This window comes from Candidatus Manganitrophus morganii (assembly GCA_021651055.1).
GTDB lineage: Bacteria > Nitrospirota > Nitrospiria > SBBL01 > Manganitrophaceae > Manganitrophus > Manganitrophus morganii.
Genome location: JAJHOH010000001.1, coordinates 1,112,629 through 1,125,240, shown reverse-complemented (window position 1 = coordinate 1,125,240; position 12,612 = coordinate 1,112,629). Strand labels below are relative to the sequence as shown.

The 12,612-nt window shown below is 56.6% G+C and carries 5 protein-coding genes and 1 riboswitch; all 5 genes read right to left on the bottom strand.

Features of this window, described 5'->3' with window-relative positions:
• Positions 1–47: 47 nt before the first annotated feature.
• The 5 genes from MCM46_04965 to MCM46_04945 all read right to left on the bottom strand — a co-directional run bounded on the left by MCM46_04965 (position 48) and on the right by MCM46_04945 (position 12,142).
• On the bottom strand, positions 48–1,715 hold the full coding sequence (locus MCM46_04965) for a PxKF domain-containing protein (protein ID MCG3111157.1): 1,668 nt from the start codon (positions 1,713–1,715) through the stop codon (positions 48–50).
• Positions 1,716–1,934: 219 nt separating this feature from the next.
• Positions 1,935–2,909 carry a hypothetical protein gene (locus MCM46_04960; protein ID MCG3111156.1) on the bottom strand — a complete coding sequence of 325 codons (975 nt, stop codon included), beginning with the start codon at positions 2,907–2,909 and terminating at the stop codon, positions 1,935–1,937.
• A gap of 14 nt (positions 2,910–2,923) precedes the next feature.
• Entirely contained in the window at positions 2,924–3,778 is an 855-nt protein-coding gene (locus MCM46_04955; GenBank protein MCG3111155.1) for a hypothetical protein, read from the bottom strand.
• A 51-nt stretch (positions 3,779–3,829) separates the two neighbouring features.
• On the bottom strand, positions 3,830–4,663 hold the full coding sequence (locus MCM46_04950) for a fibronectin type III domain-containing protein (GenBank protein ID MCG3111154.1): 834 nt from the start codon (positions 4,661–4,663) through the stop codon (positions 3,830–3,832).
• A gap of 15 nt (positions 4,664–4,678) precedes the next feature.
• On the bottom strand, positions 4,679–12,142 hold the full coding sequence (locus MCM46_04945; GenBank protein ID MCG3111153.1) for a fibronectin type III domain-containing protein: 7,464 nt from the start codon (positions 12,140–12,142) through the stop codon (positions 4,679–4,681).
• 297 nt (positions 12,143–12,439) lie between these two features.
• Positions 12,440–12,528, bottom strand: a riboswitch (cyclic di-GMP riboswitch).
• Between the last annotated feature and the right edge of the window lie 84 nt (positions 12,529–12,612).

Here is a 12,612-nt window from a genome sequence, read left to right as displayed (position 1 = left end):
TAGAGCGGGAGAGGGAGCCGAGGCCTCTCCCGCTCAAAGCGAGGAGTTTATTTTGACTTTAGATCGATTTGTATCGTATGGGTTGAGCCATCATCGAGCATGGCCCGCAATTGCCATGTTCCTGACGAGAGCGGCTTGGTATCTAAATTATAGATATATTGATCATCACTGTACCTGAATTGATTTCCGGTGTCGGCATTGGAAACCGAGGAAGCATCGATCGGATCGCCGACCGGTTCTGTACCCGAAATCTTTTGCAGCGAGAGGTGTGCGATTGCGGTCGATACTGGTAAACTATTTTCATCGAATAGCTGGAATTTCACCGGAATCACACTTCCCAACTTGAACACCGTTCGACCGTCCGCTGTGAGCGGAGGTAGAAAACCGTAGAATTGGTGCTGAGGCACCTCTTCATCGCCGAGATACCGAGTCAGAAAAAAACCGCTTCCGCCGTTCGGATTGCTTTCGCCATGCAGCACAATTTTCCGATCATTCTGAATTGCGATGGAATAGGCACGCTCCCTGAACCCCAGATCGGTAAAGACCATACCGTTCTCGCCGAAGTTTAAGTCGGGCGTGCCGTCATTATTGAAGCGTATGAGAGCAAAATCGAGGTTTTGTACCGGTTCACCGGTTCTCGGATCACCAAAGCCAGCAGCAAGAATCTTGCCGTCGGGTTGAGCGATCATCGCGTGGAGACGGCTTCCTCGGTCGCCAATTTGCAGGGCCACCAGTCCTCCAAAACCGAACCCTGTATCCAGCGTTCCATCAGAATTATACCTTGCAAGCGCAAGACGAGAGGCGGATTCTCCACCGACCAAGATCTTGTCATCAGGTTGAATAGATACGCCATTATTTGAATCCGTGGTTCCTCCAAAATCGGTGGTTACCAGACCATCTGCTCCGAATGTTAAGTCTATGGTGCCATCGTTGTTGTAGCGCTCAAGGCCAAAATCGTTGGTGCTGGTTGTGATATATCCGATTATAATGATTTTTCCGTCGGATTGGATGCCAAAGGGGTGAGGGGGTTGGTGGTTATTACCCCCTAATCGTTCTGAGATGACCTTCCCGCCCGATCCGAAGCTCTCATCCAGTGTTCCGTCGGAATGATAGCGACCCAACCATACATTATCGTCATTGCTGGCCGCGTTAGTCACCCCTCCCGCTAAGATCTTCCCGTCCGGTAGAACCAGAATCTGGTGAAGCGCGTCAGCGGCCTGAAATGGGACGTCGGCGTGGGGCAGACCGTCCGTGATAAACCCGCCCGTCCCGAAGCTGGTATCCAGACTTCCGTCCTGAAGATAGCGGACCAAAGCGTTATCATTATCATTTCTTCCGTCCTCTTCGATTCGTGCAACTCCGCCGGCGAGGATCTTGCCGTCCGGTAGAACTGCAACAGAATGCGCGACAGACTTTTCGCCTAGGACGCCTTGCGTAAAGCCGCCGATACCAAAATCAGGGTCCAAAGTCCCGTTTGCGAGGTATTGCGCCACCGTAAAACCAAATGGAAAACAATTTCCGGCGACTAAGATCTTTCCATCCGGTTGGATTGCGAGGGCGGTATCTCCGTCACAGGGTGGGTCGGTCAACTCGGTGACTTTTCCTCCCACACCGAAGCTCTCGTCCAAATCTCCAGGAGCGGCTTCTGCTTTATTTTCAAAAAATCCACCCGATAGTAATCCGATGACGACCAGATATACCATTATCTTATTCATTGGACCTCCCCTGGATGATTCTTTCTGTCTTTTTTTGAGATAAAAACGGTCAAATAATATTACTCAGGTGTAATAATGTCAATTATTTATTCTAGTCAATGATGTCCAAAGGTGACCGGAGGTAGGCCGGTAGCATATAGAGAATATAAGTAGACCGATTTGGGCCGGTAGATTCCTGAGGTTCTTAAGATTGATGGGGATGAAAAAACGGCCTGATTTCTAAGGCGAGGTAGAGGCGAGTCCCAGTGGTCCCGAAGAGTAGGTCACAGAAGGGAGAACCGAGTTATTCCCGCTGTATTGAAGCGTTCCGCTGTCGTTTTGCTCCATGTCGCCTTGGGACGGATAGGCGCCTGGAGAAAAGACATACTGGGTCCAATCGACCTTAGGAGCATCGAAGGCGGTCGGGCTGGCGTTGTTTGTCTGCCAGCTGCTGGTGATATCCATCAGTTGATCGCCGGCCCCGGGCGCGTCGAGGGTCCCCGATCCGCCCAAGATATAATTGACCACCTGGCGCTCCCGCTGATCGCTGGTGGTGCAGCCGGGAGGAGCGGGAGGCCCGGAGGCGCTGGCGCAGGAGGCCCAGTGGAAGATGTTTTCCGCCAGGTAGCCCATATGCAGGTCGGACACTTGGCTTCCGGCGGAGAGACAGTCGGTCCCTCCCTCCGCGCAGAAATCGGCTTCGGTCGGGAAGGAGCTGGTGAAGGGAAGAAGGGAATTGCCCCCTGTGGGGACCGACATTCCCTGGCTTTGCGGGTCGAAGCGGATATCGCCGCAGTTGAGGCCGGCCAAGTTATTCGCCGTCGAGCTGACCGTCCGTCCGCATTTATAGGTGGCTCGATCGTCACCCGTTCCTAGGACCGTATCGGGCCCGGGGTCGTCCGAAGAGACGATCCCAAACATATTATCGGTCAATGCCCCGGGGCCGGAGCGGTTGAAGTAGGGGCCGACACAGGGACCGACGGGGCAGAGGGAGGGATCGATATGCCGAAGCATCAAAGCCGGGCTATAGCCGGGACAATTGGGGCACTGCGGGTTGGAAAAAAGACCGGTGCATTCTGTTTTGGTCGCGCTCTCCTCCGGGCCGGCTCCGCCGGTGACGACGCAATCGGCGCGGCTCTCCGCCGGGGAAAGTAAAAGAATTCCGAAAAAGGCCAAGCCCAAAAAGAGAATGGATAAATAATTGATCCGTGACATCGTTATTCCAAAAATTAAGGACATTGGTTCCATGAGCTGCCTGATACGGCGAACATTCCCGGATTGAATTGGGAGCCCTGACAGAGGTTTCCGCCCCGATCGACGCAGGTAATCACCCCGGTCATCCCCGATTCAAACCGTCCCTCTGAAGCGACGCTGCTTGTGGTCAGGGTGCAGTTGGAATCTTGGTTGTCATCCATGGTCATTCTGAAGGTGCCGACGGCGTTTCCGACCATCTGACCATTGGCGTCGGTGACGGAATCGACGGTAAAGAAGATATTCATCGACTGCTCGTTATCCTCATCGAAATCCCAACCATATTCGATATGATGGACCCTGAGGGTGCCGAACGTATCGGAACGGAATTGATAAAACGGCTGCCCGACCCCTCCCAGGCTGGGGGGGCTCAAAAGGACCGTGGGGGAATTGGGATCGTCGATTCCAAGGGGGATGATTTGGAAGACCGATCCTTTCCCCTGGCAAGGGTAAGGGAAAGGAGGGCCGCTCGTATCGTTCGGACCACAAGGGGCGCCCCTTCCAAAGCGGTTGTCGATCAGATTGAATCCGCCGGGGAGATCGGGATCAAATTGAGAGGAGCAGAAATCGCCGAAGGAGGAAGGGGAGCAGTCGTCGTTGGGGTTGAAAGGATCGCTGGTATCTGGGAAAGGCCCAAACTCGCAGTTCGTGGCACTCGTCCCTGCACAAGCCACTCCATTGGCGTCGCTGGTGGAGAGATTCTTGTTGCCGTTGTTGTTGACCCCCATCCCGGTATTGAGGGTGAGGGTCTTGCTGACCTGATTTCCGGCCCCCCAGGTAAAATCCGGAACGGCGAGAAAAAAGAGGATTGAAATAAGAAGAATCGGTTTCATAAACCTCCTTACCTTCCTTCTAAACCACTAAACCACCGGTCGGCGATTTTGTCAATTTAAGGCGACCGAAATTTCATTGGAGTCTCCGCTGGAGCAGCCGTCGGGGTTTACCGCCGTCACTTTGTAAAAGTAGGTCTCTCCCGGAGAGAGGTTCCCGTCCAGAAAGCTCAGCGAGGTCACCGGCTGCGACGTGATCTGGGTGTAGGCCGTTTGGCCGGAGGCGCGGCGAAAGAGATGATACCCGAGGAGATCCGACTCGATGAGACCGGACCACGAAAGAAGGATGCTCTCTTTTCCCTGTCGCGGACTCCAGAGATTCGTCGGCGGCGGGGGAGGAGGCGCGGAGGCTCCTTCCGTAAAGTCGACCACCAGCCGCGTCGGCTGGTCCCCATTCGGAAAAGCATACGAGCCGCCGCCGGGCGAGATCTCGGTCGTTACGCCGCGGGTGGCATCGATCAATCGAACGACCGGGCGTTGGCAGAGATTGTCGGCGGTTTTGAACGTCCAAGAGAGGATAATATTGGCTCCGGCGCGATCCGAGGAGACATCGATATTCCATGTGTGAGACGGCTGGTCGTTGCTCCGGATATCTTGCCAGAGCCATTCGCTTCCGGCGATGTAGTCGGGGTGGCTCGGATATTCCGGATGAGGAAAGGTCGCCTGGAGGGGGCCGGTCGGGAAGGCGATCGTGTCCCACTGATGATTGAAGTTGTCGTCGGCAGCGGGATTGACACCCAGGATCAGTCTGCTTTGAAGGGCTCCGTTTGTTGCGAAGGGATCGGGAATCGAGAAATTGAGGACCATATACCAATCGAGGGCCCAGCCGATGGAGGCGGTTCCCATCGTGCCGATCAAGATCATTAGAATTGAGAAGAATCGTTTCATCGATTTCCCCTTGGTTTACGGCTTCACAACAATGAGGCTATATGTATTCGCCGCATTTGCGTCGGTCACCTGCAGCCAGTATCCCTGCCAGAGCTGGAGGGTCGCCTTCATCGCAGGATCGGGATCATTGTAAGTCCGGAACGTGTAAGCGGCGCCGTCCCATCGATAAAGGGCATTTCCAACCCATCCCGCGGCGGCCGCATTGGCGTAGGATTTGAAATTGGCATCGTTGACCGAGGAAGTGCAGGTTCCACTCCCGCCGTTCCGACTCACGCAGGTGGCATCGAGCGCGATATCTTTCGTGTATGGATTTCCAATGATGTTATACCCTTGCATCAGCGGGATCGAGAAGGTGGCGGCCGCATTGGCCGACCCGGCCGGGTTCAGGAACCGTGTGGTGTCGGGGGATTCGAGGAAATACCCGATCCCCGCTTGTACCGTATCGGTGGCAGAGAGGGTGGCGAACGATCCGGTTTGGCTGGTTGTTCCGGTCGAGACCCATTTTCTGATATTGACGGGAATCCCGACGCTCGATCCGAAAACGGTCGCCACGTCGGCCGGGCTCGGGGTCATCGGAACGGAGACCATGTTCCAGCTGCTCATCAGATTCGTTGACGGAACCGGCGGATTGGCCGATGCGTTGACCACGTTGGACATCGCGGAAGTCCACGGTTTCGCGTCGGTGCTTTTCATCGCAAAGTAATAAGGGGTATTCGGATTCAGTCCCGTGACGGTCACGGTTTCCGTCGTGCCGGCCGCTTGCGGCGTCAGGGAGACGTTTGCCGCCGTTGCATCCGAGAATCGGATCTCTCCGGCTCCCGGGGTGGCGGCGTCATCAACGATCTTCAGGGTCGAATAACGGATATTGTAAGAGGCGACGGTTCCGCACGGACAGCCGGTACCGGTTCCGGCGTCTCCCGGCGCGGTCCAAGTTAATGTCGTCGAGGTGGGGGTGCGCGTGCTGATGGCCAGATTGGTCACCGCATTCGGGGCGATAAGATCGGTCACCGTCGGACCGGAGAGAAGGCCCAAAGAGGGGACGACCGGCAAGAAGACCTGCTTTGCCCCGTCGGCCGCCTCGAAGAGATACGTGTGGCTTCCAACGCCGGAGTTTGTGGTGTAGCTGTATTGCTCCCCGTTGATATAGTTGCCGTCTTTGAGCGCCGCCGCGGCGCTGCTGTCGACGGCGAGCGATCCCTCCTGAGCGCCATCGATATGAACTTTTACATACAGCGGGCGGTTGTTGTCGGGGTGGGTGTAGATCACTTTATACGTAAATTGTGTCGATCCGCTCTCGCCGTTATTGGGGTTGATCCCATCGGTTCCGTACCCGCTCTCCGATGAGAACTGAAGGAACGGCTCGTTGACGGAGACGTTCGGTCCGGAGAGGGTTCCGCTGGTCGGGAGACGATAGGTATTGCTCCCGTCGTTGGCGAGGAAGTAATAATTGTGCGGCCCGACCGCCAGCCCATTCACCGCGGTGCTGTAATAGAATTGCTCTCCGTCGGTGTAGTCGCCGTTCCGCAACGGATCGTTGGTGATGAATTCGCCGTCGTGGATCATCTCGTGCCCGCCGTCGCCGTCGATGAAGACCTTTAGCGAGGTGGGGGCGAAGTTCGATCCGCTGGCATAGACGACCTTATAGGTGAAAATATGGTTCGGGTTCCATCCGTCGGGATCGATGCCGTCGGTGCCGAAGTATCCCCCTTCCGGCGAGTAGGAGAGGGTCGGAAGGCTGTTGTAATTGACCTGGATATACATTTGCGTGACCCGGATTTCTCTGCAGTTTGAGGAGCGGCTGCAACCCTCGTGATGCTTGACCACGCCGAGGAGGCTCTCGATGTCGTCCCACGTCCAGGTCGTGCCGGTCTTGGGATTCGTGTTGTGGAGGGCGCCGGCGTAGGTCGTGTAAGTGCTGGTTCCGGGGGTGTCGTAGCTGGTCATGTAGTCGGTCCCGCCGACCTGGAGCCCGACCGAGAAGTCCACATCGTCGGTCCCATTGTCCCGGATGATGGCAAAGAATTGAACCGAAGTAATCGCCGATGTGCCTCGGCTGACGTCGTCCATGTTCATGTAGAGCCTGTGGGTGTTTCGGGTTCCTCGCGCGTAGGAGACATCTCCGTCATAGCGCCAGGGGGCACTGCTTAAATTGGGGGAAAAAGCGGTGTCGGTGGTCAGCGAGGTGTCGTTCGCAATGGCGGTAACCCTCCGTTTCTGGTGGGGGGAACCGGCGGTGAGAATGCTCCCCACGCTCATGGCGGAGAAATTGCTTCCGACCCCGGTGACCGTCGTCGAGGACAAGGCGTTCGAGAGGGTTCCATTCCCGCCGTAGCCGGGATCCAGCGCGGTGGAAGGATCCTGATCGGTCCCCAAGAAGGTGAATCCCGAAGTCTGTGAGTTCCGGCTTGCCGGATAAATGACGATCCCGGAGCTGACCGAATCGGTGACGGAGGGGGCCAGGAAGCCGTCGCCGTCGAGCGGCCAGAAGACCGCCGTGACACCGTCGGTCGCATCGAAGGAATAGGCGTGGGTGCCGGGATAGTCGAGATACACGGTCACGGTATATTGCTCGCCGTTCGTGTAGTTTCCATCCCGCAGGCTCGCCGCGGCGCCGGTGTCGAGCGACATGGCATGGACGACCGTATTGTAATCGAGGAGGAGCCGGGGGTAACCGGTCACCGGGGGATTGTTATCGGCGTCTGTGTAAATAATTTTATAAGTGAACTGAGAATTGACCGTTCCGCTGTTCGGCTCCACCCCCCTGAGCGGGAGATCGTTCGCGAATGTGAATGAAGCCGCGGAGAGATTGGGAGAAAAAGCCATATCGACGGTTAATGAAGTATTGCTCGCGATGGCCGTCACCGTCCGGGTTTGGCCGGAGGCGGTGATCGTGCTTCCAACCTGGAGCTGGGTGGTGAAGCTGGTCCCGCTGCCGGTGACGGTTGTTGTCCCCGAGGTCGTTAAGGTGCCGGTGCCCGACCAGACGGAATAGGTGAACGCGACCCCGGAGAGATTGGGGGAGAAGGGGGTATCGACCGTGAGACTGGTATTGTTTGTGATGGCGGTGACTGTTCGCGTCTGTCCGCTGGCTGAAGTGATGGTGGTGCCGACCTGGAGTTGGGTCGTGAAGCTCGTGCCTGTTCCGGTGACGGTGCTGGTTCCCGAGGTTGTCAGGGTGCCGGTGCCTGCCGACGTAAGGGCATATCCCGTCTGGCTTGCAAAAGAGAGGGTCGGCGCGTTGGCGGAGACGACCGGGCCGATCAAGGTTCCGGAGAGGGGCGTTCGCACGGTATTCGTGCCGTCCGAGACGTCGAAATAGTAGTCGTGCGGCGTTCCCTGTGCACCCAGCGTCGTGGTAGAGAGATACTGCTCGCCGTTGGTATAATCCCCATCTTGCAGCTCTGCGGGGGCTTCCGTATCGAGGGTCATGGCGACGCCGCCGACGCTGCCGTCGATGTGAACTTTGGGATAGCCCGCTGCGGGGGCGAGGCCGTACGCTTGCGTATAAACAATCCGGTACTTGAATTGCGTCGTCGTAATCCCCCCGTTCGGGTCGACCCCGTCGTCAAAGTACCTGGGATCGGTTGAATAGGTGAGCCGGATCGGGGAGTAGCTGACGGTCAGATAAAGTTGTGTCACTCGGATTTCATTGGAGTTGGTCTGATGCACGATGACCGCTCTCATCCCTTTGATGTCGTTCCAGCTCCAGTTTTCTCCGGTCGCCGGATGGGTGGTATAGATGGCGCCGGCGATAGCCGTTCCATAAGCATTAGGGGGGACTTGGGTTGTTCCCGAGAGGTAATCGTCGCTGCCGAGCCGCAAACCGAAATCAAACCCGGTGGTCGTCGAGCTGGAGGTATCCCGGGCGACGGCAAACAACTGAATGGAGGTAATCGTAAGGGCGTCGGAAAGGGCGGCCGGATCGTCGAGCTCCATATAGAGCCGGTCGCCGTTGACGGTGCTTCTGGCAAAGGAGGTGTCCCCATCATTGGTGTCAAGCGCGACGGTATTGGCGTAGGTGCTGGTACCGTTGGTGCTGCAAGTCGGGGTCGCGTTGCAGAAGGTCCATCCGGTAGAGGCCACGATCGTCGCTTTTCCGGATGGGGCCAGGTTCGGGGCGGCGCCGTTGAGGGCGACATCGGGGCCGCTGTAGGTCGCCGTGCCGGCCGGCAGCCGGGCGGTGTTGGTTCCATCGGTGGCGGAAAAGTAGTAATTATGGGTTCCCTGCGCAAGGGTGGCGGTGTGGATGTATTGTTCACCGTTGGCGTAGTCGCCGTCGCGGAGGGCCGCGGCGGCCGTTGCGTCGAGGGTCATGGCGACGCCGGTGGCATTGCCGTCGAGATGGATCTTGGGGTTGCCTGCGGCGGGAGCGACGTTATTCACCTGATAATAAACCGTTTTGAATTTAAATGACGTTGTCGTATTTCCGAGGTTTGGGCTGACCCCGTCGCTGATGTAGCCGGCCTCGATGGAGTTTTGCAAACGGACCGGGCCGTAGCTGACGACGACATAGAGTTGTGTGATCCGCATCCGGGTGTTATTGGTGTGATTCACGACCGCGACCAGGTTTTTGATGTCGACCCAGGTCCAGGGGGCGCCGGTCAGGGGATTGAATCCATAGGCGGTCCCCGATAACGTGACATAACTCGTTGAAGAGGTGCTCAGGACCGATCCTTCGATGTGGTTGTCGGCGGAGGAGAGCCCGAGGGTAAAGTTGATCGTGCCCGATTCGCTTTTGACCACCGCGCTGACCTGGACCTGCGTGATGAATTGGCCGTTGTCTTGGGCGTCATCCATCGTCATAAATAAAAGGTCGCTGCTGCGTCTCCCCCGGGCATAGCTCGAATCCCCATCGTTGGTGTCGAGGGCGGTCTCGGAATTGAAGCAGTCGGAGCGCCTAAATCCGGAATTGCAGAAGCTGAACCCGGCGGTTCCATCGGCCACATCGGTTGGAAAGAGGGTGAAGCTCCCGGCCGGAAGGGAAACGGCGGGGCCGCTGAAGTTTCCCGTAACCGGAAAGAGGACACTGTTGGTGCCGTCGGAGACGCTGAAATAATAGGTGTGGGTTCCGGTGGAATAGCCGGCAGGGGCGGTGTAGGTGTATTGTTCGCCGTCGAGGTAGTCGCCGTTATAGAGAGATGGGTCGGAGGCGCCGGTGTCAAGGGTCATGGCGACGCCGGTCGCGTTGCCGTCGATATGGACCTTAGGGTTGTTGGCGGCCGGCGCTGTGCCGTTGGCCTGGCTATAAATGACTTTATAGGTGAAAGCGGTGGTGCTTTTTCCGGAGTCGGGACTGACCCCGTCGAGGGAATTGTAGCCGGCATCTTCCGCGAAGGAGAGGATGACCGGTGTATGGACGACCGCAACGCTGAATCGGGTGATCCGAAGGTCGTTGGTGTTTTCATTGAGGACCACGCCGATCATCTCATTGAGATCGTCCCAGGTCCACCCTTTTCCCGTGTCGGGGTTGATTTTGTAGAGGGCGCTGGCCGGGGTGTACGTGGTATAAGTTCCGCAACTGGAGCTATTGGCGACGTTGAAGGCGGTGCTGACATAGTCGGTGCCGTTCAATCGCAGGCCGATCCGAACGTTTGCCAATGAGGTGGTTACCGAGCACATCACCGCCGAAACCTGGACCGAGGTGATCGAACCGGTCAGAGCGGAGTCATCCATGTCGATATAGAGGACCTCTCCCTTGACCGAGGCATTAAGGTCGGCGTAGCTGGTGTTTGCGTCGCTGGTGTCGAGAGCGGTCGTCGCATCCGCCCCGTTAAAGCCCCAGTCCCCGATGCTCAGTTCATTTTCGCCGGACGGCAGGATGGTGTCGGTCCCCGCGGGGATCTGTACTCCGGGTCCGGCAAGCGTGCCGATGGTCGGTTTTTGGGTGCTGTCCGATCCGTCCGAGGCGGCGAAGTAATAGGTATGCTGACCGGAGGAGAGGGAAGCAGCCGTGTAGGTGTATTGTTCGCCGTTTTCAAAGTCGCCATCCCTAAATTCGGGCTGTTCCGCGCTGGTATCCCGGACCATGTCATGTCCGCCGTCGCCGTCGATATGAACTTTGATCAAGGTCGGCGCATTGTTGTTTAAATTGGTATAGACGACTTTATACGTAAATGGAGTGGAAGCCCCGCCCCCTTTGGGAAAGACGCCGCCGGTCGATCCGAAACCGGTATCCGGACTATAGGAGAGGGCCATCGGAGCGATGTAATTGATCGAGAGATACATCTGGGTGACCCGGAGGCCGTTTGCATTGGTCACATGTTTAACGACCCCCATCATATTATTGATGTCGCTCCAGCTCCAGGGGGCCAGCGTCGCCGGGTTATGGGTGTAAAAATCGCCGCTAAACGTTTGATAACTGGTCGTTCCGCCGAGGAAGGTGAACGGCACCGCCAAATCATCGTCGTTCGGCAACTGCGGGCTAAAGGCGGAACTGACCGTAAGATCATTCCGGTCGGTCACAGTAGAAACCGTTCGGGTCTGTCCCATCGCCGTAATCTGACTTCCGGCTGCCAGCTGGGTGTTAAAACTGGTGGCGTTTCCATGGATGCTGGTGGCCCCGATGGAGTAGATGGTCCCGGAGCCCGGCACCTCATCAAAGCTTTTAAGGAAATCGATGCCGTTGGTCCGGATTCCGATCTGCAGATTGCATGGGATGGTGGCACAGCGCGCCACCACGTTCAGCCGGACGCCGGTGATCATTGTTGTTGCAGCGGGGAAGTTGTCCAAATCCATATAGAGCGTTTCGTCAAGTACGGTGCTTGCCGCGTAGGAAGTGTCGCCATTGGAGGTGTCAAGAGCGGTGGCCTCTGACCCGCCGGGAGTGAAGGTCCATCCTGTGGATAGCGCATTCTTCCCGGAAGGGGAGAGGGCCTTTGTAAAATTGACTCTCACAAAAAGTTCGGTGACCCGAAGGGCGTCGGAGTCGGTTGAATGCTGCACGATCGGAATCAATGAGTTGATGTCGTCCCAGGTCCAGGGGGCGCTGGTTCTCGGATTGGTTGTATAGAGGTTCCCGGAATAACTTCGGTAAGAGGTGCTTCGGACCGTTCTGGTGCTGCCGAGACGGTCGGTTGTGTCGGTCGGCCCGGCCCGAAATCCCAACTGAATGCCGGTGCTCGACGACCCGGTGACCCGGGCCATGGCAAAAACCTGAACATCGTTGATCACGAATCCGACGTGGGTAGTGTCGTCCAAATCCATGTAGATTTTGTTGCTCAAAGCGCTGTTTTGGATATAGCTTGCATCGCTGTCGTTGGCGTCCCAGACGTTGGCATAGGTGAACCCGCCGCCGACAACCGTCCAAGTCCCCGTTGTGCTGAAAGTGGCGTTTTGGCCGCTGGGGTGCAGCGTGAGGGTGTCAGCAAGGCTGTTCGTGGCATTGAGAAGAATCGCTGCGAGGAGGAGTAAGCCGGCGATAAAAATAGGGCAAAGTCGGAGGAAAGATGTTCTTTTTCCGAATGGTGTTCGTTTCCTCACGGATTGCCCTTCCTTTGATAAATTCTTGCCAAACGTACTTGCCGACGTGCCGGGTTTTCTGTTCTCCGGTTCCGTCCGCCGGATGAATAAAATTTACTAACGGTATATCCTAAATCAAGTATATCGTTGCCCCGCTCACAGTCAACAGGAATCATGACACAATGATGTCGGTTGTGTCGCTTCCACATCGCCTGCTGATCTAAATTTATCGTGAGCGCCGACTTGGTGGTTTTCATTCGCATCCCCCAAAAAAAAAGCTCATACCACCTTTGTGGATGAGCTTCGAGCGATAGCCGCTTCGGTAATCCTTGCAACCCTATCTTTATCAGACTTAGGTCAAGGACTTTGCGCCCCTGCTCTTTCGAGAAGGGTAGCTCTTGTCGGTGGCATCAATGGTTTCTTTATGTAAGCATAACTATACGGCGGGGATGTCATTGCGTCAAGGGGAATAGTATTCCAATTTTGTATGA